Source organism: Sphingobium cupriresistens (assembly GCF_004152865.1).
GTDB lineage: Bacteria > Pseudomonadota > Alphaproteobacteria > Sphingomonadales > Sphingomonadaceae > Sphingobium > Sphingobium cupriresistens.
Map to the genome: position 1 here is coordinate 71534 of NZ_SEOO01000013.1, position 24424 is coordinate 95957.

The window sequence follows — 24424 nt, forward strand, 5'->3', positions numbered from 1 at the left end:
ATAATATGGTGCACCCAGAGCGATTCGAACGCCCGACCCTCAGATTCGTAGTCTGATGCTCTATCCAGCTGAGCTATGGGTGCGAAGGAAAGACGAACGGACCGCGGCTATAAGCCCGGACCAAAAGCCCTTCGGAATAAATGGTGCACCCAGAGCGATTCGAACGCCCGACCCTCAGATTCGTAGTCTGATGCTCTATCCAGCTGAGCTATGGGTGCGTGGAGACGCGCAGATAGAAGCGCTTGGCCGATTGGGCAAGCCCCTTTTTTGCACTTTTATGGCCGGGCAACTTTTATCCCCCGTCCCTCGTTCAGTGGGGCAGGAGGACGCCATGATGAGCTTCAATCTGAACGAGGTTGCGTTACTGCTGGTGGTGCTGGTCATCGGCTGGCTGCTGGGTCTGATGATGAGCGGTCGCGGCAAATATCGGCGGCTGTGGCAGGACGAACAGGCGGTGCATCGCAGCGCTATCAAGGAGCGGGACGCCCGCATCGAAGCGTCCCATAAGCGGATCGCCGAACTGGAGCGCCACTCGGCCGCCCCGATCGCCGTCGGCGCCACCACGACGGCCGCTGGGGTTGGTCATGGCCGCGACGATCTGAGCCGGATCAGCGGCGTCAGCCAGGCGCAGGAAAGCGCGCTGAACCAAGCGGGCTATCACCGCTATGGCCAAATCGCCGCGCTCAATGCCGAGCAGGAAGCGACGCTGGAGGCGCGGCTGGGCCTGAAACCCGGCGCCATCGCGCATGACGACTGGCGCGGTCAGGCTCTGGCGCTGGAACGGGGCGACAGCAAGCCCGGCTTGCTCAGCCGCCTGACCGGATCGCACTGAAACGAAAAAAGGCGGGGTTGACGCCCCGCCCTTTCCTCATCACTTCCGGGCAAGCGCCGCCTGCGCCGCCGCCAGTCGAGCGATCGGCACGCGATAGGGCGATGCCGACACATAATCCAGGCCTGTCGCCTCGCAGAAGGCGATCGACGCCGGATCGCCGCCATGTTCACCGCAAATGCCGAGCTTGATGTCGGGACGGGTCTTGCGACCACGCTCGGCGGCGATCTCGATCAGTTCGCCCACGCCTTCCACATCGATGCTGACGAAGGGATCGCGCGCGAAGATGCCCTTGTCCACATATTGCGTCAGGAACCGCCCCGCATCGTCGCGGCTGATGCCGATCGTCGTCTGCGTGAGGTCATTGGTGCCGAAGGAGAAGAATTCGCCCACCTCGGCAATCTCGCCCGCCTTCAATGCCGCGCGCGGCAGTTCGATCATGGTGCCAACCAGATAGTCGACGCGCTCGCCCTGCTCTTCGAACACTTCGGCCGCGACGCGATCGACGATCGCCTTCATCAGTTCCAGTTCCTTGGCGGTCGCGACCAGCGGGATCATCACTTCGGGGATCGGCGCTTCGCCGCCCCGCGCCTTGACGATCAGCGCCGCTTCGAAGATCGCGCGCGCCTGCATCTCGTAGATTTCGGGATAGGTCACGCCCAGGCGGCAACCGCGATGACCCAGCATCGGGTTGAACTCATGCAGTTCGTTCGCGCGGCGCTTGAGCGTATCGACGCTGACGCCCGCCGCCTTCGCCACTTCCTCGAACTCCGCTTCGCCATGCGGCAGGAATTCGTGCAGCGGCGGATCGAGCAGGCGGATGGTGACGGGCAGGCCCGCCATCACCATGAATATCTGTGCGAAATCGTCGCGCTGTTCCGGCAGCAGCTTGTCGAGCGCGACGCGGCGGCCCTTCTCGCTGTCCGCCAGGATCATCTCTCGCACCGCGGTGATGCGCGCCGCGTCGAAGAACATATGCTCGGTCCGGCACAGGCCCACGCCTTCCGCGCCGAATTCGCGCGCAACCTTGCAGTCCTGCGGCGTTTCCGCGTTGGCGCGCACCTTCAGGCGACGGACCTTGTCCGCCCACACCATCAGCGTGCCGAAATCGCCCGCCAGTTCGGGCTGCACGGTCGGCACTTCGCCCGCCATCACTTCCCCGGTCGACCCGTCGATGGTCAGGATGTCGCCTTCCTTCAGCTCACGGCCACCGACGCGCAGGATCTTGGCCTTGCCGTCGATCGAAATGCCGCCCGCACCGGACACGCAGGGACGACCCATGCCGCGCGCCACCACGGCCGCGTGCGACGTCATGCCGCCGCGCGCGGTCAGGATGCCTTTGGCCGCGTGCATCCCATGAATATCTTCCGGGCTGGTTTCCACGCGCACCAGGATGACCGCGTCGCCCATTTCCGCGCGCCGTTCGGCGGTGTCGGCATCGAACACGATCGCGCCCGAAGCCGCGCCTGGCGAAGCCGGCAAGCCCTTGGTCAGCACGTCGCGCGGCGCCTTGGGATCGAGCGTGGGGTGCAGCAACTGGTCGAGCGCAGCCGGATCGACGCGAGCGACGGCTTCTTCCTCGGTGATGAGGCCCTCATGGGCCATGTCCACTGCCATTTTCAGCGCAGCCTTGGCGGTGCGCTTGCCCGACCGGGTCTGGAGCATCCACAGCTTGCCCTGCTGCACCGTGAATTCGATGTCCTGCATGTCGCGATAATGGGTTTCCAGGATCTGGAAAACGCCTGCCAGTTCGGCATAGGTTTCCGGCATCGCTTCTTCCATCGACAGCGGCTTGGCCCCTGCCCGCTCACGCGCAGCCAGCGTCAGATATTGCGGCGTGCGGATGCCCGCGACGACATCCTCGCCCTGCGCGTTGATCAGATATTCGCCATAATAGGCGTTCTCGCCGGTCGACGGATCGCGGGTGAACGCGACGCCGGTCGCCGACGTTTCGCCCATATTGCCAAACACCATCGCCTGCACGTTGACGGCGGTGCCCCATTCGCCGGGGATGTTGTTCAGGCGGCGATAGACCTTCGCGCGCTCCGACTGCCACGATCCGAACACGGCCGAAATCGCGCCCCACAACTGGTCATGCACATCCTGCGGGAAGGGCTTGTTCCACAGCTTCTGCACCAGCGCCTTATATTCGGCGACCAGCGCCTTCCAGTCGGCGGCCGTCATTTCGGTGTCCAGGCTGTAACCCTGGTCTTCCTTGGCGACCTCCAGCGCTTCCTCGAACGCGCCATGGTCCAGTTCCAGCACCACGTCGGAATACATCTGGATGAAGCGGCGATAGCTGTCCCAGGCGAACCGCTCGTCTCCGCTGGTCGTCGCCAGGCCGATGACGGTCTCGTCGTTGAGGCCCAGGTTCAGCACCGTATCCATCATGCCCGGCATAGACGCGCGCGCGCCCGAACGGACCGACACCAGCAGCGGATCGGCGGCATTGCCGAAACGCTTGCCGGTGATCCCCTCGATATGGGCGATGCCGTTTGCGACTTCGGCGTTCAGGCTTTCGGGATATTGGCCGCCATCTTCATAATAGCGGGTGCACATGGCCGTCGTGATGGTGAAACCCGGCGGCACCGGCAGGCCGATCGCGGCCATGCCGTCCAGATTCGCGCCCTTGCCGCCCAGCAGGTTGCGGTCACCCTGCCCGCCATCATCCACGCCGCCGCCGAAACGATAGACATAGCGCGTCGCGGTGCTGTTCATGATGGCCTCTTCCGTCGTAACCATGTGATCCGGCTCTCCCTGCACTGATTGCCGTGAATATTGTGCGCTGCAACAGCCTTTACAAAAGACGTGCGGGAATTGCACCCGCCTTTATTGGACTTTGTCGTCATATCGTCATTTTTATGGACGGATATGTCCGACTTGTCTCTCAGCCCGTAATTTTCGAAAAGTCCGCGACGCCATGCACAGCCGCCCGCACCCGGTCGAGCAGCGCAAGACGCGCCGCCCGTTTTGCAGGATCGGCGTCGTTGACCGTGACGGACTCGAAGAAAGCGTCGATCGGCGCGCGCAGCGTGGCGAGCGCGGCCATGGCGTCTGCAAAGCGTTCGTCAGTGACAGCCCGCGCCGCGAGGGGCTCGGCAGCGTCGAGCGCGGCGAGCAAAGCGGCTTCCGCCGGTTCGGACGGCGCCGCCGGGACGATGGCGGGATCGACGGCTTCCTTTTTCAGGATATTGGCCGCCCGCTTGTACCCGGCGAGCAGGTTCGCGCCATCATCCGTCGCGACGAAGGATTGCAGCGCATGGACGCGGGCGAGCAAGCGGACGAGATCATCCTCGCCACCCAGCGCGAACACCGCGTCGATCAGGTCGTGGCGGACGCCGGCTTCGCGTTGCTGGACCTTGAGGCGGTCGGCGAAGAACGTAACCATCGCATGAGCAATGTTCGGAGGAATTTCAAACCCTGCCCACGTTTCTGGGTTTTCACCAGAAAGCTTCTCGTTCAATTGAATCTTTTTTTCTATTGGCAACTCGTCATAATTCAATAATACGCCCTGCCAATGCGTCAAACTCTCTGACGTCAATTGCCTCATGACAGTCATCGCGTGACCATAACTCACGCCATTTAATGAGGTTCTAACCCGGTTTTCCAGTATAAGCTGGATAACTCCCAGAGCTGCCCGTCGGAGAGCGAATGGGTCTTTCGATCCAGTAGGCAGTAAACCCCATGAGAAAAAGCCGACCAGCGTATCCAGCTTGTCCGCCAGGCTCACCGCCACCGTCACTGGCGCGGTCGGCACGTCATCGCCCTGCCCGACCGGCTTATAATGGTCGCGGATCGCGTCGGCCACCGCGTCGGGCAAACCCTCCGCGCGGGCGTAATAGCCGCCCATGACGCCCTGCAATTCGGGGAACTCGCCGACCATCTCCGTGACCAGGTCGGCCTTGGCGAGGCGGGCTGCCTGTTCGGCCAAATCCGCATCCGCGCCCTTGACGATCCCCTCTTCCACCAACCACCGCGCCAGCTTCGCAACCCGCTCCACCTTGTCGGCGACGGTGCCCAACTTCTCGTGGAAGGTGATGCGCGCCAGCTTCTGCGCATGGTCCGCCAGCGCCGTCTTGCGATCCTGCTCCCAGAAGAAGCGGGCATCGCTCAACCGCGCGGCCAGCACCTTGCGGTTGCCCGCCACGATCGCCGCGCCGCCATCCTTCGCCTCGATATTGGCGGTGCAGATGAAGGCAGGCGCCAGCTTGCCAGCCGCGTCGCGCAGCACGAAATATTTCTGGTTGATGCGCAGCGTCAACTGGATGACTTCGGGCGGCACCTCCAAAAAGGCCGGGTCGAAATCGCCCAGTAGCGGCACCGGCCATTCGGTCAGCCCCGCATTCTCCGCGACCAGGCCCTTATCCTCGATCACCGTGTAACCATGCGCCGCAGCAGCCTGCGCCGCCTTCGCCGCGATGATCGCCTGCCGCTCTTGATGGCTTACGATCACATGGCAGGCGCGCAGCTTTTCGACATAATCGTCCGCGCCGCCGATCGTGATCGCGCCGGGATGATGGAAACGATGGCCCAGCGTCGCATAGCCCGACCGCACATCCTCGACCACGATATCGACCAGTTGCTCACCCAAAATGGCGACGATGCCCTGCAACGGGCGGACCCAGCGCAGGCTCTCGGTCGTCTGGCTGGCGACGCCCCAGCGCATCGCCTTGGGCCAGGGGAAGGCGCGGATGACGGCGGGCACGGTCTGCGCCAACACGTCCATGGTGGCGCGGCCGGGCTTGTTGACGACGGCGAACCAGACGCCGTCCCGGTCTTCCAGCTGGTCCTGGGTCAGGCCGGTCTTGCGCAGAAAGCCTTCGAGCGCCTGGGGCGGCGCGGATGTGCGCGGACCTTTATGCTCTTCGCTCACCGCCGCGGTTTCGAGCGGCAGGCCGCGCGCGACCAGCGCAAGGCGGCGCGGCGTGACAAAGCTGTCGATCGCAGCGGGCTTGAGGCCGGCCCTGGCCAGTTCTTCGGTGAACAGGCGGGCAAGGTCTTCGGACGCCTTCAATTGCATACGCGCGGGAATTTCCTCACAGCGCAATTCGAGGAGGAAATCAGTCATCACGCGGTCCACCCCGGAAATTTGGCGCTCCATGCGTCGGCATTGCTGGCGATCCACGCCTCGCAACTGCCCTTCGCCATGTCGCGCACCTGGCCCATATAGCTGGCGCGTTCCTGCACGGAAATCACGCCGCGCGCCTGGAGCAGGTTGAACACATGGCTCGCCTTGATCGCTTGGTCATAGGCGGCCAGCGGCACGTTCGCCTCGATGCAACGACCATATTCGGCCTGGCAATCCTTGAACCAGCGGAACAGCTTGTCCGTGTCCGCGACCTCGAAATTCCATTTCGACATCTGCTGTTCGTTGGCCAGAAACACATCGCCATAGGTGACGCCGGCGTCGTTGAATTTCAGGTCGTAAACGCTGTCGACGCCCTGAATATACATGGCCAACCGCTCCAACCCGTAAGTCAGCTCGCCCGCGACCGGCTTGCAGTCGTATCCGCCCATTTGCTGGAAATAGGTGAACTGGGTGACTTCCATCCCGTCGCACCACACTTCCCAGCCCAGACCCCAGGCGCCCAGCGTCGGGCTTTCCCAGTCATCCTCGACGAAGCGAATGTCGTGGACCAGCGGGTCGATGCCGATCTCCACCAGACTGCCCAGATAGAGTTCCTGGAGGTTCGCTGGCGACGGCTTCATGATCACCTGATATTGGTAATAATGCTGCAACCGGTTGGGATTTTCGCCATAGCGCCCGTCGGTCGGGCGGCGGCTGGGCTGGACATAGGCGGCGTTCCAGGGCTGTGGCCCCAGCGCGCGCAGCGTGGTCGCCGGATGGAATGTGCCCGCCCCCACTTCCATGTCATAGGGTTGGAGGATGACGCAGCCCTGTTTCCCCCAATAGGCATGGAGGGTCAGGATCAGGTCCTGGAAGGAAAGCGCTTTGCCTTCGGCCACGAAACGTCCTTATCGAAATCGCTGAATTACGTGGCCGCGCCTTGGCGCATGGGGCCGATAGGGTCAAGGGCCAAGGGTCGGGGCCAAGGGTCGGGGGCCAAGGGCCAAGGGTTGGGGAAAGCCGCCCTAAACAGGGTTAAGCGGCTTGCCCTCCCGCCCCGCGCTCCCCATTGAAGGAGGCATGAAGCTGCTTCCTACCCTGTTGCGGGCCATCGGCGCCGCATGGCTGCTGATCGGCGGCGTCCCTGCCCATGCCAAACCCGCCGTCACCACGACGACCGCCACCCCGGCGCTGTGGGCGGTGCAGGATGCCGACACCACCATCTATCTGTTCGGCACCGTCCATGTGATGAAGCCGGACATTGACTGGTTCCATGGCGACATAAAGCGCGCCTTCGACCGCTCGAACGAACTGGTGCTGGAAATCATCGAGCCGGACGATCCAGGCGCGATCGGCGCGGCGATGGCGGGCATGGCGCTGGCCAAGGACGGGGTGAAGCTGTCCGACCGGCTGACCCCGAACGCGCGCGCGCGATATCAGGCGGCGATGGACGCCAATAGCCTGCCCTGGCGCACGTTCGACATGTTCAATCCCTGGATGAGCGGCATGGCCCTGTCGGTCGCCCCGCTCGCAAAGCTGGGCTATAAAAATGATCTGGGCGCGGAGAAAATCCTGCGCATCGCGGCGCAGGCCGCGAGCAAGAAGGTCGATGCGCTCGAAACGGTCGAACAACAGCTAGGCTTCTTCGCCAGCCTGCCGATGGCGCAGCAGGTGCAGTTCCTGAACGCCACCGTGGACGGCCTGCCGGACATGGAGAGCGAATTTGGCGACCTGCTGCGTTACTGGCAGGCGGGTCAGCCGGACAGGCTGGCCAAATCGATGAACGAATCGCTCGAAGCGACGCCGGAACTGGCGCAGGTGCTGCTGACCGGCCGCAACGCCAACTGGGCCAAGTGGATCAAGGCCCGGCTCGACCAGCCCGGCACCGTCTTCGTCGCCGTGGGCGCGGGTCATCTGGCCGGCAAGGGCAGCGTGCAGGACCAACTCAAATCTTTGGGCCTGCGCGCCCGCCGCCTGAAGGACGTAAAACCATGATGCGCCTCGTCACCCGCCTCCTCGCTCTGTTCGCGCTGACGCTGGTCGCGGCGTGCGGACAAAATGACGCGCCGCCCGCCAAGGCGCAGGGCGGCCCCGCCCTGTGGCAGGTGCAGCGGGGCGAACTGAACGGCTGGCTGTTCGGCACCATCCATGTCCTGCCCAAGGGGCTTGCCTGGCAAACGCCCGCCATCACTGAAGCGATGACCGCGTCCGACCGGCTGGTGCTGGAGGCTGCCGATTTGCAGGACGAACAGAAGACCTTGTCGCTGTTCGAGAAAATGGGCCGCAGCGCCGGCCTGCCGCCACTGGAACGGCGCGTGCCGGACGAGGAAAAAACGGCCCTGGTCAAGGCGATGGCCGATGGCGGCACCAACAGCCAGCTGCTGTCGGGCTATGAAAGCTGGGCCGCCGCGATGCTGCTGTCCGCTTCCAGCCAGCAGGGCCTGGGCGTCAGCCAGGATGACGGCGTGGAGCCGGTGCTGATCGAGGCGTTCAAAAAGGCCGGCAAGCCGATCGGCGGGCTGGAGACGGTGGAGCGGCAATTCGCCGCCTTCGACACGCTGCCCGAAGCGGCGCAATCCCGCCTGCTGGTCCAGACCATCCATGAAGCCAAGGGCATGAAGGCGCTCTACGACCGCATCCTCGCCGCTTGGGGCAAGGGCGACATGGAAGCGATCGCCAAGGAAGACCAGATTGGCGAGCAGCCCGACCCGATGGTCGAGGAAGCCGTGCTGGTCGCCCGCAACCGCGACTGGGTGAAGGCGATCGAACCGATGCAGGGCCGCCCCTTCATCGCGGTGGGCGCGGGCCACCTGACCGGCCGGGAAAATCTGATCGAGTTGTTGAAAGCCAAGGGGTTTACGGTGACGCGGGTGCAGTAACGCCTCCCCCACCACCAAACGGAACTTGCGCAATATGGCTCCCACCCTTGCATTCCCGCCCTTTTCTGCTAAAGGGCCGCCTCCCGCTATGGTCATCCCTGGAGGCGTGGCGGGAAAGTACATCAATTTTGCTTTTGGAGACACGCAATGAGCGAGCAGCTTACGCTGTCGGCCGAGGCACGCGATCGGGCAGGCAAGGGAGCCTCCCGCGCCCTCCGCCGTGAGGGCCGCGTACCCGCCGTCATCTATGGAATGAACGAAGAACCCCTGTCGATCCATGTCGAGGAAAAGCTCCTCAACAAGCAGCTCGGCACCGGTCACTTCTTCAATTCGGTCATCATGGTCGAAGTCGGCGGCAAGACCGTCCGCACCCTCGCCAAGGACGTGGCCTTCCACCCCGTCTCGGACCGTCCGCTGCACGCCGATTTCCTGCGCGTTTCGGAACATGCCTCGGTCAACGTCAACGTCCCGGTGCGTTTCGAAAATGAAGACGCTTCGCCTGGTCTGAAGAAGGGCGGCGTGCTGAACGTCGTTCGTCATGAGATCGAACTGATCGTCGATGCCGCCGAAATCCCCGAAGACGTCGTTGTCGACCTCAAGGGCTTCGAAGTCGGCGATTCGATCCACATCAGCGCGGTGACGCTGCCCAAGGGCGCGAAGACCGCGATCGACGACCGCGACTTCACCATCGCGACCATCGTCGCCCCTTCGGCTCTCAAGAGCGCCGAGGGCGAATCGGAAGCTGAAGCGGGCGAGGCCGAATAAGTTTTTCGAGCTATACGCTAATGGCTCAACCCCGTTCGGGCTGAGCCTGTCGAAGCCTGATCCTTCCCTATTCGGAAGCAGAAAGGCCCTTCGACAGGCTCAGGGCGAACGGGGTTTTGCTTTTCTGGAGGATATGGATGCAGATCTGGGCGGGCCTTGGCAATCCGGGGCAGCAATATGCGATGCACCGGCACAATGTCGGCTTCATGGTCGCGGATCTGGTCGCGGACATGCACCGTTTCTCCCCGCCCAAAAAGCAGTTTCAGGGCTGGGTGCAGGAAGGACGGATCGGGCCGGAAAAAATCATCCTGCTCAAACCCGCCACCTTCATGAACGAAAGCGGCCGGTCGGTCGGCGATGCGATGCGCTTCTACAAGCTGACGCCGCAGGACGTCACCGTCTTCCACGACGAACTCGACCTCGTGCCCATGAAGGTCAAGGTGAAGCGCGGCGGCGGCAATGCCGGGCATAACGGCCTGCGCTCGACCGACGCGCATATCGGCAATGATTTCCGCCGGGTGCGGATCGGCATCGGCCATCCGGGGCATAAGGACAAGGTCCATGGCTATGTCCTGGGCAATTACGCCAAGAGCGAGATGGACGCCCTGACCGACATGCTGGCCGCGATCGGCGCGGAAGCCGAATGGCTGGCGAAGAATGACGACGCCCGCTTCATGAACGAAGTGGCGCTGCGGCTGGCAGCCTGAAAAAGCTTAACCCGATTGCGCGTTGCAACATTGCCGGGCCATAAGGCCCATAATATTACAGTGCGCAAACGCAGTTCAGGGGATATTGGGTGATTCACACCGTTGCCACGACGCCGTTCGACGACCAGAAGCCCGGCACGTCCGGCCTGCGCAAAAAGGTCCGCGTCTTCGCGCAGCCCCATTATGCCGAAAATTTCGTCCAGTCGGTGTTCGACAGCCTTGATGGCTTTGCCGGGCAGACGCTGGTGGTGGGGGGCGATGGCCGTTACCTCAACCGCGAAGTCATCCAGATCGTCCTGAAGATGGCGGCGGCCAACGGCTTTGGCCGGGCGCTGGTCGGCCAGGGCGGCATCTTGTCCACCCCCGCCGCCTCCCACCTGATCCGCGCATCCGGCGCGTTCGGGGGACTGGTGCTGTCGGCCAGCCACAATCCGGGCGGCCCGGACGAGGATTTCGGCATCAAATATAATATCGGCAATGGTGGCCCCGCGCCGGAAAAGGTGACCGACGCCATCGCCGCCCGTTCGCTCGTCATCGACCACTACACCATCCTCGACGCCGCCGATGTTGACATCGACACGATCGGCGAAATCCAGTTGGGCGACATGACGGTCGAAGTGGTCGATCCGGTGGCCGCCTATGCCGATCTGATGGAAAGCCTGTTCGATTTCGCCGCGATCCGCGCCCAGATCGCAGGCGGCTTCACCCTCGCCTTCGACAGCATGAGCGCTGTGACCGGCCCCTATGCGGTCGAGATTTTCGAACGCCGTCTGGGCGCGCCGCAGGACACGGTGATGAACGGCACCCCGCTCCCCGATTTTGGCCATCATCACCCCGATCCCAATCTGGTCCATGCCAAAGAGCTTTACGACCGGATGATGGCCCCCGACGCGCCCGATTTCGGCGCGGCGTCGGACGGCGATGGCGACCGCAACCTCATCATCGGCCGGCACAGCTATGTGACGCCCTCGGACTCGCTCGCGGTGCTGGCCGCCAACGCCCATCTGGCGCCCGGCTATGCCGCGGGCCTAAAGGGCATCGCCCGTTCCATGCCCACCAGCGGCGCGGCCGACCGGGTCGCCGAAAAGCTGGGCGTGCCGCTCTATGAAACGCCGACCGGCTGGAAATTCTTCGGCAACCTGCTTGACGCGGGCATGGCGACCATCTGCGGCGAGGAAAGCGCCGGCACCGGCTCCGACCATGTGCGCGAAAAGGACGGCATCTGGGCGGTGCTGCTGTGGCTCAATATCCTGGCCGTCCGTCAGCAAAGCGTCGCCGCGATCATGGCGGACCATTGGGCGACCTATGGCCGCAACTATTATGCCCGCCACGATTATGAAGCCATCGCCAAGGACAAGGCCGATGCGCTGATGGCGGCGTTGCGCGCCAAGCTCGACAGCCTGTCCGGCACGGCGAATAGCGGCGGCACGGTCAAGGCCGCCGACGATTTCGCCTATACCGACCCCACGGACCAGTCGGTCAGCCGCAACCAGGGCGTCCGCATCCTGTTTACGGACGGATCGCGCGTGGTGTTCCGCCTGTCCGGCACTGGAACCGAGGGTGCCACCCTGCGCGTCTATATCGAACGCTATGTCGGGCCGGACGGCGACCTTGGCCTGGAAACCGGCGACGCCCTCGCCCCGCTGATCGCCGCGGCGCAGGAATTGGCCGACATTACGGGTTATACCGGCATGGACCAGCCGAGCGTCATCACCTGATCGCCCGGCTTCGCTGGCGCAGATATAAACTAACGCATCGGCAACAAAGTGGAAACGCGCGCGGATTAGAGGGACGGGCATCCCTTTCCCAACTCCAGGACATCCATGCGCCGCCTCGCTCTCTGCCTGTCCGCCTGCCTCGCGCTGCTCTCTGCCCCTGCCCGCGCGGCCACCAGCGAGGATGAGCAAGTCTGGCTTAACCTGACCGCCATGGGATCGATCAAGGACGAACTGGTCTATTTCGCCGAAATTCAGCCGCGCTTCGGCGATGGCGTCTCGCGGATCGACCAGTCGCTCTTCCGCGGCGCTGTGGGCTGGAAATTCTCGCCCACGCTGACCCTCTATCAGGGCTATGCCCATGTCGTCGCACCGATCGAGGGCGGCAAGGACGTCAACGAGGAACGCAGCTTCCAGCAGCTAAACTGGACGCTCGGCAAGCCCTGGGGCGGCGAACTCTCGTCGCGCACCCGCCTCGAACAGCGCTGGCGCTCGGACGGCGACGACATGGGCTGGCGCGTGCGCGAAATGCTCCGCTACGAAAAGCCGCTGCGCGCCGACAGCGACGCCGTCAACGCGCTGGTCTATGCCGAGGGGTTCGCGGCGCTCAACGACACGGACTGGGGCGCGCGCAACGGGTTCGACCAGCTACGCAGTTTCGTCGGCGCGGAAATCGGCCTGCCCGGCGCATCGACGCTGGAGGTGGGTTACCTCAACCAGTTGGTCAACCAGCGCGCGGGCAACACGCGCGTCAACCATGTCGCGTCGCTGACGCTATTTTTCCGGCACTAAGGACAGCTGCGACGTCCTCATCAGGATGATTTGCGTGCATTTACCGTCAATCACAGGCGTCACAAGTCATTGGTTATAAAGAAAAATAGGATAATTAACGTCCACATCGAATGACAGGCGGTCAAAAAATCGCCGCATAACAATAACTTGCAATCGCCCGATGTGGCGCAACTGTCCAACTCGCTGTCTCGGAACGCGGCTTATCGGCCGTTGTCGGCGATGATATCAACGCTGGTCTTGCCGCCCGGCGCGTCGGTGAACAGGATGAAATAGGCGCTGCCGTCGGACCTGCGGGTGCCGCCCAGCACATGGTCGCCGCCCAATATCTTATGTTCGCCATCATAGCCTGCGCGGCGCGCCAGCGTGTAATAATAGTCCATCACGCCCTGCCGCGGCGCCGGCGTCACGAAACTCGCCGCGCGCAGGGTGCAGCCGTCGACCTGCGCGCCCGCCGCCTCGGTCAGTTGCGCGCCGGGAAACAGGCCGAAGGGTTCGGGCAGCCGCTGCGCCCATTCCATGCCGTAATTCAGCTTCTTCGCGCAAGCGCCGTTGCCGCCGCGACGGCCGGAGTCCGCGCGCGCGACCGCGCCCAGCGTCACGGTCGACGCCATGGCCTCACCCTCGCTCGCGGTCGGCGTGGATAGCAGCTTGCCGCCGGCCAGCTTCACCGCTTCCGCCTGCGCCGCGCCCGCATCTCCGGTCAGCGCCGGCAGCGCGCCATTGGCGGGCCGATCGGCGGAGCGCACGGCGTTGCGATTGGCCCGGCCCACCAGTTGCGGATCGACCACGATCGGATCGGCGAGCGCCCCCTTGAGCGCCGGGTCGGTCGCATTGTTGGTCAACTGCGCGTCGAGCGCGGCCAGGCTGGCGTCCTTGTCCCCCTTGCCGCAGGCGGCCAGCGCCAACGCCAAAGACACCATTGCTATAGATCGGACACGCGCCATGCTTCACTCCTTCGTAAACAAGCCATGAAGAGGGCAAGTTAATTTTCCATTAGGATATGTGGTGAATCTGCCGATTTTTGCGCAGATGGCCAGCGCTTATCGACTGGCCTTGTCCCGCTGTCTTGCTCTGGGACAATATCGCGGCCATGATGGGCCGATGCTCAATATATTGTCAGGCTTCATCGGCCTTGTCACCCTCATCCTCATGATCCCGGCGGTCATCCCGCTGCTCGGCGCGCTCAACTGGATATTGGTGCCGCTGGCCCTGTTCGGCGCGCTTGTCGGCATGATCTCGTCGAAAAATGGCGGGCGGAACTTCTGCCTGATCGTCGCCGGCTTCGGCGCGCTGCGGCTATTCCTGGGCGGGGGCATTTTCTGAGCGACATCGACGCGGAAACGCGGCGTGGCTTGCTGGCCGCAATGGTCGCCTATGGCCTGTGGGGGCTGCTGCCGCTCTTTTTCCGCCTGCTGCACCATGTCGATCCGGTGGAGATCGTGACCCAACGAATCCTTTGGTCGCTGCTGCTGATCGCCGCCATTCTCGCCGCGCGAAAAAGCCTGCCCGCTTTTCTGGCCGCCATGCGCGACCGCCGATTGGTGGTGCCGCTGGCCGGATCGGCGCTGATGATCGGCATCAACTGGCTGACCTATGTCTGGGCGGTCAATGACGATCATGTCGTCGCGGCGAGCCTGGGCTATTTCCTCAATCCGTTGGTCAATGTCACACTGGGCGTATTGGTGCTCAAGGAAAGGCTGCGCCGGGGGCAGATGCTCGCGATCGGGGTGGCCACGATCGGCGTCGCCATCCTTGCCGCATCGGCGCTGACGACATTGTGGATCAGCCTGGCGCTGGCGTTCAGCTTCGCCTTTTACGGCCTGCTGCGGAAACTGACGCCGGTCGCGCCTATGACCGGCCTTGGCGTCGAGACGCTGTTGTTGGCGCCGCTCGCCATCGCCTATCTGTTCTGGAAAGCAGACCATGGCGGCATCGGGTTCGGGCAGGACATATCCACCAGCGCCTTGCTCATCCTCTCCGGCGCGGTGACGACGGTGCCGCTGGTGCTGTTCGCCGTGGCGGCGCAACGTCTGCCGATGGCGACGCTTGGCCTCATGCAATATCTCGCGCCCACGCTGCAATTTCTCTGCGGACTGCTGCTGGGCGAAAAGCTCAGCATGGGACAGATGGCCAGCTTCGGCCTGATCTGGATCGGCCTGATCCTCTTCGCCGGCGACGGCATCGCCGCCGCCCGCCGCAACCGGCAGGCGACGACATGATCCGTCATCCGAACTGGGTCGCCTCGAAGCGCACCGCTTCGCCGACCGCCGCATTGGCCAGCGCATCCTCCCACATCACGCGATTGCCGCGAATGATGGTGCCGATGGCCTTGCCGGTCAGTTGATCTCCCTCGAACGGCGACCAGTTACAGCGCGAGGCGAGCCACTCGCTGCCCACGGTCCAGCGCTTCTTGAGGTCGACTACGGTGAAGTCGGCGTCATAGCCGAGCGCAATCCGCCCCTTGCCGACCAGCCCGAACACCCGCTGCGGTCCTGAAGAGGTGAGTTCGATAAAGCGCCGCAACGACAGCCGCCCCTGCGCCACATGGTTCAGCAGCAGCGGCACCAAAGTCTGCACGCCGGGCATCCCGCTTGGCGAAGCGGGATAGGTCTTGGCCTTTTCCTCGATCGTGTGCGGCGCATGGTCGCTGCCCAACACGTCGGGCACGCCCTGATTGAGCCAGAACCACAGGCCGTCGCGGTGCGCGCCCGACCGGATCGGCGGATTCATCTGCGCATAGGTGCCCAGCCGCGGATAGGCGTCCTCGCCCGCCAGCGTCAGATGCTGCGGCGTCACTTCGCAGGTCGCGATATCCTTGTTCTGCGCGATATATTCCAACTCGGCGGGCGTGGTGATGTGCAGGATGTGGATGCGGCGACGCGCCTTGCGGGCCAATGCGATGATCCGCTTGGTCGCGATCATCGCGCTTTCGTCGTCGCGCCAGACGGGGTGGGTCGACGGATCGCCTTCCAGCGCATGGACCTTGCGCGCGTTCATCCGCGTCTCGTCCTCGGCATGGATGGCGACGCGGCGGGTGCCCGACGTCAGCACGCGCGACAGGGCATCGTCATCATCCACCAGCAGGCTGCCGGTCGATGCGCCCATGAAGATCTTCACCCCCGATGTGCCGGGAATCCGCTCCAGTTCCTTGAGCTGCTCGGCATTGTCCGCCGTCGCGCCGACATAGAAGGCATGGTCGCACCACATGCGGTGATGCGCGCGCTTCAGCTTGTCATGCACCCGCTCGGCGGTATCGGTGTTGGGATTGGTGTTGGGCATTTCGAACACGGCGGTCACGCCGCCCAGCACCGCGGCGCGGCTGCCCGATTCGAGGTCTTCCTTATGCTCCAGCCCCGGCTCGCGGAAATGGACCTGGCTGTCGATGCAGCCGGGCAGCACGTCCAGGCCGGTGCAGTCGATCACCTCGCCCGCATCGCCCAGCCCCGTGCCGATCGCCACGATCTTGCCAGCCCGCACGCCTACATCCACGCTCTCCGCGCCGCCCGGCGTATGGACGGTGCCGTTCCTGAGGATCATGTCGAAGGTCTGGGTCATGACGATATTCCTATATTCCGTTCGCGCAGACGGCTTGGCTAAGTCGTGCTGCCGTCCTACCTAAAGCCGATGACCGGCACCACCCTAAGCGATCGCGCGATCCTGAGAATTTCCGGCGAGGAGGGCAAAGCCTTCCTGCAAGGGCTGCTCACCCGCGACGTCCTGACCCTTGCCCCCGGCCAGCCGCGCTGGACCGGGCTGCTGACGCCGCAGGGCAAGGCGCTGTTCGATTTCATCCTGTGGGGGGATGGCGACGACATCCTGATAGACTGCGAAGCCGCGCAGGCGGATGCGCTGGCCAAGCGGCTGAACATCTACCGCCTGCGGCGCAAGGTGGTGATTGCCCGCGAGGAAGGACTCGCAGTCCACTGGTCGCCCGACGCCAGCGACCACCCGCTCGACCCGCGCCTGCCCGCGCTCGGCCATCGCTGGATCGCGCCCGCCACGCCGGGCGACGCCGCGCCTGCCTTCCGCGCGCACCGCCTGGCGCTGGGCGTGTTCGAAGGCGCGGCGGAACTGGGGCAGGACCAGACGCTGTGGCTGGAAACCAATGCGGAGGAACTGCACGGCGTCGATTATGACAAGGGCTGCTATGTCGGGCAGGAGAACACCGCCCGGATGCATTACCGCAACAAGGTGAGCCGCCGCCTCGTCGCCGTGCCGATGGCGCAGGCGGACGAAAAGCGCCAACGCGCCGCCCTGCCCGATATGGGCCTGTCGATCGAGTTGCGCCGGGTCGAAACGCTCGATCCCGCTACCCTTCCCTCATGGCTGGCTACCGCGATCGAAAGCCAGGCGGCGGAATGAATCGCATCCTGTTCGCGCTCGTCAGCGCCTTTCTTCTGGTTCCCCCCGCCCAAGCCGACACCCCCTGGAAGCTGGTCGCCACCCATCCCCATGACGCGACCGCCTTCACCGAAGGTCTCTTCTACCATGACGGCGCGCTCTACGAGAGTACCGGGCTGGAGGGCCAGTCGGACATCCGCAAGGTGGCGCTCAAGACGGGGAAAGTCCTGCAACGCCGCATCATCGACCCGCCCTATTTCGGCGAGGGCATCGTCAACTGGGGCGACAAGCTGGTCAGCCTGACTTGGCGGCACCGTCGGGGCTTCGTCTGGAACCTGGCCGATTTCGCACCGCTATCCGACTTCCGCTATGATGGCGAAGGCTGGGGCATGACGCAGGATGGCCGCAGCCTCATCATGAGCGACGGCACCGCGCAACTGCGTTTCCTCGATCCCGACAGCCTGGCCGAACAGCGCCGTATCACCGTCACCTGGAACGGCCGGGCGGTCGATCGGCTGAACGAGTTGGAATATGTGAAGGGGGAGGTGTGGGCCAATATCTGGTACGACACCCGCATCGCCCGCATCGATCCCGCGACCGGCGCCGTGATCGACTGGATCGACGTGGCGCGCCTGCGCAAGGCCGCGGGCGTCACCGATAGCGAAGCCGTCGCCAACGGCATCGCCTACGACGCGGCGAAGGACCGCGTCTTCATCACCGGCAAAAACTGGCCGAAACTGTTCGAGATAAAGGTGGCGCCAAAGCCTTAGCCGCGCGGCGGGCCATCATGCAGCTTGGCCCATAGCGCGCCCGTCCCGGCCTCCTGCGCGCGAGTCGTGAACTGGGCGGCGACCAGCCAGCCTTTGATTGGCCGCATGGGCAGCAGGGTCGTCAGGATCAGCACCGGCAACCCGACGGCCAGATGCACCCAAAGGCCGGGACGCGCGATAATCTCCAGCATCAGGATGAACACCACGCCCGGCACGCAGGCGAACAGTTGCACGAACACCGCCGGGCCATCGGCCGGGTCGGCGAAGCTGTAATCAAGCCCACAGACCTCGCAATGGTCGCGCATCGTCAGGAACCCGGTGAAAATATGCCCCTCGCCGCAGCGCGGGCAGCGACCGAATACGCCCGTTTCATGCGCCGGACGCTTTTTCCACGCCCGACCCTTTTCGTCGATCCAGTGGGTTTCGCTGCTCTGTTCCATATCATCTCCCGACATCATCCCCTATGTCGGCAAAGCGCCGCTGATTGCAATTGCGCCTTTTGTCCCACCCCTTCTGGCCCACGAACGCGCCAAGGCTGGCCATCGGGCGCGCAAACCGCTATCGGGCGCGCCAATGTTTCCGATCTTATAAGGCAGTCAAATGGGTTTTCGTTGCGGTATCGTCGGCCTCCCCAATGTGGGCAAGTCCACCCTGTTCAACGCGCTGACCGAAACGCAGGCGGCACAGGCGGCCAACTATCCCTTCTGCACGATCGAACCCAATGAGGGCCGCGTCGCCGTGCCCGACGACAGGCTCGATACGATCGCGAAGATCGGCGGCAGCGCAAAGATCATCGAAACGCAGCTCAGCTTCGTCGACATCGCCGGGCTGGTCCGCGGCGCATCCAAGGGTGAAGGGCTGGGCAACCAGTTCCTGGCCAACATCCGCGAAACCGACGCGATCGTCCATGTCCTGCGCTGTTTCGAGGATGACGACATCACCCATGTCGAGGGCAAGGTCGATCCGATCGCCGACGCCGAGACGGTCGAGATGGAATTGATGCTGGCCGATCTGGAAAGCCTGGAAAAGCGCGTCCCCAACCTCGCCAAGAAGGCCGCGCAGGGCGACAAGGAGGCCAAGGCCGCCGCCACCGTGCTGGGCCAGGCGCTCGACCTGCTGCGCGAAGGCAAGCCTGCTCGCCTCACCGTCCCGCGCGACGCCGAGGAAGAGCGGCTGTTCAATCAGGCGCAGTTGCTGACCGCCAAGCCGGTCCTCTATGTTTGCAATGTCGAGGAAGACGCCGCATCGGAGGGCAACGAATTTTCCGCCCGCGTGTTCGAAAAAGCGAAGGCCGAAAACGCCAGCGCGGTCATCGTGTCGGCCGCGATCGAGGCCGAACTGGTCACCATGCCGGTGGAAGAACGCGCCGAATATCTCGAAGCGCTGGGCCTGGCCGAAGCCGGCCTCGCCCGCATCATCCGCGCCGGTTACGAATTGCTGGGCCTCATCACCTTCTTCACCGTAGGGCCGAAGGAAGCGCGCGCGTGGACGGTGGCGAAGGGATCGAAGGCGCCTCAGGCGGCGGGCGCGATCCATAGCGACTTCGAGAAGGGCTTCATTCGCGCCGAAACCATGGCCTATGCCGATTATGTGCAATATAATGGGGAAGCCGGCGCCAAGGAAGCAGGCAAGTGGCGGTCGGAAGGCAAGGAATATGTGACGCAGGACGGCGACATCATGCTGTTCCGTTTCAACGTCTGATCCCATGGCGCTGCGGCTTGGCCAGATGCCTGCCCGGCGCAAGGCCGCCTTCCCGCCCAGCGTCGACGCCGATACGCGCCTGCTGATCCTGGGCAGCCTGCCGGGCGATGCGTCGATCCGGCAGGGCGAATATTATGCCCATCGCGGCAACGCCTTCTGGGCCTTGCTCGGCGAGGTGTTGGGCGAGGATCTGCGCGGCCAGCCCTATGCGATGCGGCTGAAACGGCTGCGCGCGCGCGGCGTCGGGCTGTGGGACGTGATAGAAAGCGCCGAGCGCGAAGGCAGTCTGGACGGCGCGATCCGCGGTGCGGAACTGCGCGACCTTGGCGCCTTCGTCGCCCGCCTGCCCGCGCTCAAAGCCATCGCCTTCAACGGCAAGACCGCCGCGCTGCACGGCCGGCGGCAATTGGGCGCGCGGACGGGCCTGGCGCTGATCGACCTGCCATCCTCCAGCGGCGCCTATGCCAGCCTGTCGCGCGACGCCAAGCAAGCGGCCTGGATGCCGATCGCCGATCATCTGCCTGCCGCATCCTGACGTCTTCGTCACTTTACCGACATGGTCCGGCTGCTAAGCAGCGAACAACGCCAAACATGAAGAGTCGCTGATGTACATCCGCTCCCTGTCCCTCGCCCTCACCCTGTCCGTCTCCTCCTTGGTCGCCGCCTGCGCCCCGGTGCAGCAACATCCCGTCGCCAGCGCATCCGCGCCGACGGAGCAGCGCGCGCCGGTCACCATATTGGTGTCGATCGACGGCTTCCGCCCCGATTATCTGACCCGCGGCGTATCGCCCCACCTCAATGCATTGGCGTCCGGCGGCGTCGAAGCGTCGATGCGCCCGTCCTTCCCGACCAAGACCTTCCCCAATCATTGGGCGATCGTGACTGGCGACCGGCCCGATCGCAGCGGCATCGTCGCCAATAATATGGAAGATGAGAGCCGGCCCAAGGACAAGTTCACCATGGCCAGCGACGATCCCTATTGGTGGAACGAGGCCGAGCCGATCTGGATCACCGCCGAAAAGCAGGGCGTGCGCACCGCCACCATGTTCTGGCCCGGCTCCAACGTCGCCTGGGGCGGCGCCAAGGCGGCGGAATGGCCCTACACCATCAGCAACGGATCGCGCCCTAGCGACTGGGCGCAGTTCAACGAAGCGATCAGCCCGACCCAGCGCGTGAACGGCGTGCTGGACGTGCTGCGCCGCCCTGCCGATATCCGCCCGCAGTTCGTCACCCTCTATTTCGACGAGGTCGATACCGCCGGCCATATCAACGGTCCCGATGCGGCGCAAACGACGCAGGCCGTGGCCGATGTCGACGCGCATATCGGCAATCTGGTCGCCGGGCTGAAGGCGCTCGGCCAACCCGCCAACATCGTTATCGTCTCCGATCATGGCATGGCGGCCAAGGCCAACGACCGGGTCATCGTGCTAGACAAGATCGCGAACCCGGCCGACTATCGCACGGTTGAAACCGGCCCCTATGCCAGCCTGGCTCCGATACCCGGCCATGAAAAGGCGCTGGAATCTGCGCTGTTCAAGCCGCGCGACCATATGCAATGCTGGCGCAAAAGCGAGATCCCGGCCCGCTTCCACTATGGCACCCACCGCCGCATCCCGCCCTATTTCTGCCTGGCGGAAACCGGCTGGGTGTTTCAAAATACGACCCCGACCAGGCCGATAACAGGCGGTGACCATGGCTGGGACGATCGCGCACCCGACATGCAGGCGCTGTTCATCGTCAACGGCCCAGCCTTCGATCGCGCATTTCGCCCATCGGCCGACTTCGCCAATATCGACGTCTATCCGCTGCTAGCTCGCTTGCTCGGTGTGACGCCGCTGGCGTCGGATGGCGATGCCACTGTGTTGCAGGGGTTGGTAAAGCCCTGACATTGACGTAAACGGAAAGCACCTCTAAGCCATCACCTGTTGAAATGGGAGTGGGAGACGGGTGATGGCGGAAGAAATTGTCTATTTCGAAGATATCGCGATCGGCGATGGCTTCGACTTCGGCCCGCTGACCGTCTCGCGCGAGGAAACGGTCGCCTTCGCCGCCGAGTTCGACCCACAGCCCTTCCATCTGTCCGACGAAGCGGCGGCGCAGACCCACTTCGGTACGCTGTCCGCCAGCGGATGGCACACCACAGCCCTGTTCATGAAGATGTTCGTCGCGGAAATGCAGCGCCAGCCCGGCCGCCAGGCGGCCAGCCTGGGCGCCATGGGAGTGGACGAACTGCGCTGGCTGCGTCCCCTCCGCCCCGGCGACGCGCTGCATGGCCGGAGCGAAGTGATCGACAAAAAGGCGTCGCAAAGCCGGCCGGAAATGGGCATCGTTCGCAGCAAGGTTACGATCTTCAACCAGGACGACAAGCCGATCCTGACTATGATCCCGATCGCCATGTGGCGCACGCGGCCGGCTGGATTGTGATGCTCAACGAAAAAAAGTGCAGCGCTTCGACAGGCTCAGCCAAACGGGTTTAGGGTTCAATTCGCAGGGTGGTTCGCCTGCGCATCCGCCGCCATCACCCGCACCGAAGCCGCCTTCGATCCCACAATCTGGACCAGATGCCTCCCGGCGCGCAGGTCGAACCAAACAATCTTGCGGATGCCCGAACAGTCCGGCCCATGGCCATGCTCTACCGAGGCGATGGAAGCGTCGCCCGTCACCACATCCACCCAGGCAGGCCCCGACAGCGCGATGCCGACCCGCGCCGCCTGCTTGAGCGACAGGCTGAACAGCCCGCCATAACCGTCCTTCGCCCCCTTGCCTGGCGCAACGCGAAACTGGACCTGCGCGGCCGGGGACAGCGCGGCGGTCAACGGCTTGCCCAGGATCAGCGCCGGCGCGCCATGCGCCAGCACGCCGGCCGTCGCCTGCCCGCTCCGGGTCCAACTGGTCCAGGGTTCGTCCAGCACCGCCGGCACAGCGCAGACGGGTTCGGCAGCGGCCAACAACAAGGCGGCTAGGATCATCATCGACTCATTTCCTCCCGAACAGCTTTTCTATGTCGCCATGGCCCAGTTTCACCCATGTCGGCCGCCCATGGTTGCACTGGCCCGACCGCGGGGTGACTTCCATCTCGCGGAGCAGCGCGTTCATCTCCGCGACGCTGAGCACCCGTCCCGCGCGCACCGATCCGTGGCAGGCCATGGTCGCGGCGACCAGATCGAGCCGTTCCTTCAGTGACAGCGCGCTGTCATAAGCCGCCAGATCGTCGGCCAGGTCCGTCACCAATCCCTGCACATCCGATTGCCCCAGCATTGCCGGGACCGAACGGACCAGCATGGCCGATGGGCCGAACCGCTCCAGGTCGAGGCCGAATTCCTTGAGTTCGGCGATCCGCGCCTCCAGCCGGTCGCAGGCCGGCTCGTCCAGTTCGACCACTTCGGGCAGCAGCAGCGCCTGACTGGCAACGCCCTTCCCGTCCATCGCGCGCCGCATCCGCTCCAGCGTCAGCCGCTCATGCGCGGCATGTTGGTCTACGATGACCAGCCCATCCTCCGCCTCCGCCACAATGTAGGTGCGCGCCACCTGGCCCCGTGCGACGCCGAGCGGGAAACTGGCGCCTTCCGGCGCGGGCGCGGCAGCCGGTTCGGCGCGCGCCTGGGGCGGTGGGGTGATGAAGGACGGGCGATGATCGGCGAAAGAGGATGGCGCGAACTGGTTGTAGCTCGCTGGTGAAGACATCGGCGCTTCGAAGATCGGCATCGCCCCGATGGGAGTGGGCGAAAGCGGTTCGGGTTTCCATGCCGACAAGGCCGCCGGATCGGCATGTTGCACAGCGCGGAAACCTTCGGCATCGAGCGCGCGGCGCAGGCCGGACACTATCATGCCGCGGATCAGCGCGGGATCGCGAAAGCGCACCTCGGTCTTGGCGGGATGGACGTTCACATCCACGTCCAGCGGCGGCACGTCGAGGAACAGCGCGACGACCGGATGCCGGTCGCGCGCCAGCATGTCGGCGTAGGCGCCGCGCAGCGCCCCGATCAACAACCGGTCCTTCACCGGCCGTCCGTTAACGAACAGATATTGATGATCGCCCACGCCGCGATTGTAGGTCGGGATAGATGCGACGCCCGACAGGCGGATGCCTTCCCGCTCCAGCGATACGATCACGTGATTTTCCGCCAACGCCCGGTCGGTCAGCGCAGCCACCCGCTCCTCGCGCGCCTCATCGGCCTGCACGCCCAAAACTCGGCGGCCATCATGTTCGACCGAAAAAGCGACGGTGGGATGTGCCATTGCGAGACGACGGACGATGTCGAGGCAGGCGGCATATTCGGCCTTGGGCGAGCGCAGAAACTTGCGCCGGGCCGGCACCTTGCCGAACAGCTGCTCCACGACGACGCGGGTGCCGGGTGGCAAGGCCGTCGGCCCCTCCCCCACCAGCTGTCCATTGTCGACCGTACGGTTCCATCCGTCGGTCCCGCGCGGCCGGCTGTCGATGGACAGGCGCGCCACGCTGGCGATCGACGGCAGCGCCTCCCCCCGGAAACCCAATGTGGCCACATTTTCAATGGCATCGTCGGGCAGCTTCGACGTAGCGTGGCGCTCCAGCGCCAGCGCCATGTCGCCCGAATCCATGCCGCAGCCATCGTCGCTGACCTCGATCCGGTCCAGCCCGCCATTGGACAGGCGGATGGCGACGCGAGTCGCGCCCGCGTCCAAAGCGTTTTCGACAATCTCCTTCAGCGCGCTGGCGGGTCTTTCGACCACTTCACCGGCAGCGATACGATTGACCAGATGTTCGGGCAGACGGCGTATTGACATTGATTAGGGACTAGCCCAATCGAGCGCTTTCCGCGAGCCGCGAACCTCATATTTTTTGCACTGCAAGGCGCAAGAAAGACAAGGTGAACG

The 24424-nt window shown here is 64.3% G+C and carries 23 protein-coding genes and 2 tRNA genes; 15 read left to right on the forward strand and 10 right to left on the reverse strand.

Going from position 1 to position 24424, the window contains the following annotated elements:
* Positions 1 to 6: 6 nt before the first annotated feature.
* Positions 7 to 83: transfer RNA gene (locus EWH12_RS09705), tRNA-Arg, on the reverse strand.
* Positions 84 to 141: 58 nt separating this feature from the next.
* Positions 142 to 218 (reverse strand) — tRNA-Arg (locus EWH12_RS09710).
* A 113-nt stretch (positions 219 to 331) separates the two neighbouring features.
* On the opposite strand from EWH12_RS09710, the gene EWH12_RS09715 reads away from it, so the two are divergent.
* Positions 332 to 832, forward strand: a complete 501-nt coding sequence (locus EWH12_RS09715; RefSeq protein WP_129926435.1) for a hypothetical protein — start codon at positions 332 to 334, stop codon at positions 830 to 832.
* 39 nt (positions 833 to 871) lie between these two features.
* Here the strand turns inward: EWH12_RS09715 and ppdK are convergent, their stop codons facing one another.
* From ppdK to EWH12_RS09730, 3 genes are all read right to left on the reverse strand, one after another.
* The gene (gene ppdK / locus EWH12_RS09720) at positions 872 to 3571 is read right to left on the reverse strand and encodes a pyruvate, phosphate dikinase (protein ID WP_066601472.1); all 2700 of its coding nucleotides are present in this window, start codon (positions 3569 to 3571) and stop codon (positions 872 to 874) included.
* Positions 3572 to 3716: 145 nt separating this feature from the next.
* Positions 3717 to 5897, reverse strand: coding sequence for a glycine--tRNA ligase subunit beta (gene glyS, locus EWH12_RS09725; protein WP_129926436.1), 2181 nt, complete (start codon positions 5895 to 5897; stop codon positions 3717 to 3719).
* Complete coding sequence (locus tag EWH12_RS09730) at positions 5897 to 6796, reverse strand: glycine--tRNA ligase subunit alpha (protein WP_129926437.1); 900 nt, start codon at positions 6794 to 6796, stop codon at positions 5897 to 5899. Before EWH12_RS09730 ends, glyS begins: the two co-directional genes overlap by 1 nt.
* A gap of 181 nt (positions 6797 to 6977) precedes the next feature.
* Here EWH12_RS09730 and EWH12_RS09735 point away from each other — a divergent pair, with 181 nt between their 5' ends.
* The 6 genes from EWH12_RS09735 to EWH12_RS09760 all read left to right on the forward strand — a co-directional run bounded on the left by EWH12_RS09735 (position 6978) and on the right by EWH12_RS09760 (position 12755).
* Positions 6978 to 7892 carry a TraB/GumN family protein gene (locus tag EWH12_RS09735; protein WP_129926438.1) on the forward strand — a complete coding sequence of 305 codons (915 nt, stop codon included), beginning with the start codon at positions 6978 to 6980 and terminating at the stop codon, positions 7890 to 7892.
* On the forward strand, positions 7892 to 8776 hold the full coding sequence (locus EWH12_RS09740) for a TraB/GumN family protein (protein ID WP_129926460.1): 885 nt from the start codon (positions 7892 to 7894) through the stop codon (positions 8774 to 8776). Before EWH12_RS09735 ends, EWH12_RS09740 begins: the two co-directional genes overlap by 1 nt.
* Before the next feature lie 147 nt (positions 8777 to 8923).
* Entirely contained in the window at positions 8924 to 9541 is a 618-nt protein-coding gene (locus EWH12_RS09745) for a 50S ribosomal protein L25/general stress protein Ctc (protein WP_066601468.1), read from the forward strand.
* A gap of 137 nt (positions 9542 to 9678) precedes the next feature.
* The gene (gene pth, locus EWH12_RS09750) at positions 9679 to 10248 is read left to right on the forward strand and encodes an aminoacyl-tRNA hydrolase (RefSeq protein ID WP_066601467.1); all 570 of its coding nucleotides are present in this window, start codon (positions 9679 to 9681) and stop codon (positions 10246 to 10248) included.
* 89 nt (positions 10249 to 10337) lie between these two features.
* Positions 10338 to 11966 carry an alpha-D-glucose phosphate-specific phosphoglucomutase gene (locus EWH12_RS09755; RefSeq protein ID WP_129926439.1) on the forward strand — a complete coding sequence of 543 codons (1629 nt, stop codon included), beginning with the start codon at positions 10338 to 10340 and terminating at the stop codon, positions 11964 to 11966.
* Positions 11967 to 12071: 105 nt separating this feature from the next.
* On the forward strand, positions 12072 to 12755 hold the full coding sequence (locus EWH12_RS09760) for a DUF2490 domain-containing protein (protein WP_129926440.1): 684 nt from the start codon (positions 12072 to 12074) through the stop codon (positions 12753 to 12755).
* Positions 12756 to 12955: 200 nt separating this feature from the next.
* Here the strand turns inward: EWH12_RS09760 and EWH12_RS09765 are convergent, their stop codons facing one another.
* Positions 12956 to 13699 (reverse strand): hypothetical protein, encoded by a 744-nt coding sequence (locus EWH12_RS09765; protein ID WP_129926441.1) that lies wholly within the window; start codon positions 13697 to 13699, stop codon positions 12956 to 12958.
* Between the two features lie 157 nt (positions 13700 to 13856).
* On the opposite strand from EWH12_RS09765, the gene EWH12_RS09770 reads away from it, so the two are divergent.
* A complete protein-coding gene (locus EWH12_RS09770) occupies positions 13857 to 14078 on the forward strand; it encodes a hypothetical protein (protein ID WP_066605161.1) in 222 nt (73 codons plus the stop codon).
* Between the two features lie 29 nt (positions 14079 to 14107).
* Complete coding sequence (gene rarD, locus EWH12_RS09775; RefSeq protein WP_277986018.1) at positions 14108 to 14974, forward strand: EamA family transporter RarD; 867 nt, start codon at positions 14108 to 14110, stop codon at positions 14972 to 14974.
* Between the two features lie 4 nt (positions 14975 to 14978).
* Here rarD and EWH12_RS09780 read toward each other — a convergent pair whose 3' ends face one another.
* A complete protein-coding gene (locus EWH12_RS09780; protein ID WP_129926443.1) occupies positions 14979 to 16310 on the reverse strand; it encodes a dihydroorotase in 1332 nt (443 codons plus the stop codon).
* 69 nt (positions 16311 to 16379) lie between these two features.
* Between EWH12_RS09780 and ygfZ the strand changes: the two genes are divergently transcribed.
* Together ygfZ and EWH12_RS09790 are read left to right on the forward strand one after the other, a co-directional pair.
* Positions 16380 to 17117, forward strand: a complete 738-nt coding sequence (gene ygfZ, locus EWH12_RS09785) for a CAF17-like 4Fe-4S cluster assembly/insertion protein YgfZ (RefSeq protein ID WP_129926444.1) — start codon at positions 16380 to 16382, stop codon at positions 17115 to 17117.
* Positions 17114 to 17866, forward strand: a complete 753-nt coding sequence (locus EWH12_RS09790) for a glutaminyl-peptide cyclotransferase (protein ID WP_129926445.1) — start codon at positions 17114 to 17116, stop codon at positions 17864 to 17866. Before ygfZ ends, EWH12_RS09790 begins: the two co-directional genes overlap by 4 nt.
* On the opposite strand, the gene EWH12_RS09795 is transcribed toward EWH12_RS09790, so the two are convergent.
* Positions 17863 to 18306, reverse strand: a complete 444-nt coding sequence (locus EWH12_RS09795) for a DUF983 domain-containing protein (protein ID WP_129926446.1) — start codon at positions 18304 to 18306, stop codon at positions 17863 to 17865. The two genes, EWH12_RS09790 and EWH12_RS09795, sit on opposite strands and share 4 nt — an antisense overlap.
* A 160-nt stretch (positions 18307 to 18466) precedes the next feature.
* Between EWH12_RS09795 and ychF the strand changes: the two genes are divergently transcribed.
* The 4 genes from ychF (at position 18467) to EWH12_RS09815 (ending at position 21991) form a co-directional block, all read left to right on the forward strand.
* A complete protein-coding gene (ychF, locus tag EWH12_RS09800) occupies positions 18467 to 19567 on the forward strand; it encodes a redox-regulated ATPase YchF (protein ID WP_066601449.1) in 1101 nt (366 codons plus the stop codon).
* 4 nt (positions 19568 to 19571) lie between these two features.
* Positions 19572 to 20102, forward strand: a complete 531-nt coding sequence (locus EWH12_RS09805; protein WP_066601448.1) for a DNA-deoxyinosine glycosylase — start codon at positions 19572 to 19574, stop codon at positions 20100 to 20102.
* A gap of 70 nt (positions 20103 to 20172) precedes the next feature.
* Positions 20173 to 21453 carry an alkaline phosphatase family protein gene (locus EWH12_RS09810; RefSeq protein ID WP_066601445.1) on the forward strand — a complete coding sequence of 427 codons (1281 nt, stop codon included), beginning with the start codon at positions 20173 to 20175 and terminating at the stop codon, positions 21451 to 21453.
* 64 nt (positions 21454 to 21517) lie between these two features.
* On the forward strand, positions 21518 to 21991 hold the full coding sequence (locus EWH12_RS09815) for a MaoC family dehydratase (protein WP_066601444.1): 474 nt from the start codon (positions 21518 to 21520) through the stop codon (positions 21989 to 21991).
* Between the two features lie 56 nt (positions 21992 to 22047).
* Here the strand turns inward: EWH12_RS09815 and EWH12_RS09820 are convergent, their stop codons facing one another.
* Positions 22048 to 22539 (reverse strand): hypothetical protein, encoded by a 492-nt coding sequence (locus EWH12_RS09820; protein ID WP_066601443.1) that lies wholly within the window; start codon positions 22537 to 22539, stop codon positions 22048 to 22050.
* 4 nt (positions 22540 to 22543) lie between these two features.
* Positions 22544 to 24334: a DNA mismatch repair endonuclease MutL gene (gene mutL, locus EWH12_RS09825; protein ID WP_129926447.1), complete on the reverse strand. Its 1791-nt coding sequence runs from the start codon at positions 24332 to 24334 to the stop codon at positions 22544 to 22546.
* Positions 24335 to 24424 lie beyond the last annotated feature (90 nt).

Excerpts from the sequence above, each read along its gene's own strand:
- EWH12_RS09795 (WP_129926446.1), bottom strand. The coding sequence starts at position 18,306 with ATGGAACAGAGCAGCGAAACCCACTGGATCGACGAAAAGGGTCGGGCG.
- EWH12_RS09745 (WP_066601468.1), top strand. The coding sequence starts at position 8,924 with ATGAGCGAGCAGCTTACGCTGTCGGCCGAGGCACGCGATCGGGCAGGC.
- EWH12_RS09815 (WP_066601444.1), top strand. The coding sequence starts at position 21,518 with ATGGCGGAAGAAATTGTCTATTTCGAAGATATCGCGATCGGCGATGGC.
- mutL (WP_129926447.1), bottom strand. The coding sequence starts at position 24,334 with ATGTCAATACGCCGTCTGCCCGAACATCTGGTCAATCGTATCGCTGCC.
- EWH12_RS09765 (WP_129926441.1), bottom strand. The coding sequence starts at position 13,699 with ATGGCGCGTGTCCGATCTATAGCAATGGTGTCTTTGGCGTTGGCGCTG.
- EWH12_RS09790 (WP_129926445.1), top strand. The coding sequence starts at position 17,114 with ATGAATCGCATCCTGTTCGCGCTCGTCAGCGCCTTTCTTCTGGTTCCC.
- EWH12_RS09810 (WP_066601445.1), top strand. The coding sequence starts at position 20,173 with ATGTACATCCGCTCCCTGTCCCTCGCCCTCACCCTGTCCGTCTCCTCC.
- EWH12_RS09760 (WP_129926440.1), top strand. The coding sequence starts at position 12,072 with ATGCGCCGCCTCGCTCTCTGCCTGTCCGCCTGCCTCGCGCTGCTCTCT.
- glyS (WP_129926436.1), bottom strand. The coding sequence starts at position 5,897 with ATGACTGATTTCCTCCTCGAATTGCGCTGTGAGGAAATTCCCGCGCGT.
- EWH12_RS09820 (WP_066601443.1), bottom strand. The coding sequence starts at position 22,539 with ATGATGATCCTAGCCGCCTTGTTGTTGGCCGCTGCCGAACCCGTCTGC.
- EWH12_RS09715 (WP_129926435.1), top strand. The coding sequence starts at position 332 with ATGATGAGCTTCAATCTGAACGAGGTTGCGTTACTGCTGGTGGTGCTG.
- EWH12_RS09805 (WP_066601448.1), top strand. The coding sequence starts at position 19,572 with ATGGCGCTGCGGCTTGGCCAGATGCCTGCCCGGCGCAAGGCCGCCTTC.
- EWH12_RS09735 (WP_129926438.1), top strand. The coding sequence starts at position 6,978 with ATGAAGCTGCTTCCTACCCTGTTGCGGGCCATCGGCGCCGCATGGCTG.
- EWH12_RS09770 (WP_066605161.1), top strand. The coding sequence starts at position 13,857 with ATGCTCAATATATTGTCAGGCTTCATCGGCCTTGTCACCCTCATCCTC.
- pth (WP_066601467.1), top strand. The coding sequence starts at position 9,679 with ATGCAGATCTGGGCGGGCCTTGGCAATCCGGGGCAGCAATATGCGATG.
- EWH12_RS09780 (WP_129926443.1), bottom strand. The coding sequence starts at position 16,310 with ATGACCCAGACCTTCGACATGATCCTCAGGAACGGCACCGTCCATACG.
- ppdK (WP_066601472.1), bottom strand. The coding sequence starts at position 3,571 with ATGGTTACGACGGAAGAGGCCATCATGAACAGCACCGCGACGCGCTAT.
- ychF (WP_066601449.1), top strand. The coding sequence starts at position 18,467 with ATGGGTTTTCGTTGCGGTATCGTCGGCCTCCCCAATGTGGGCAAGTCC.
- ygfZ (WP_129926444.1), top strand. The coding sequence starts at position 16,380 with ATGACCGGCACCACCCTAAGCGATCGCGCGATCCTGAGAATTTCCGGC.
- EWH12_RS09740 (WP_129926460.1), top strand. The coding sequence starts at position 7,892 with ATGCGCCTCGTCACCCGCCTCCTCGCTCTGTTCGCGCTGACGCTGGTC.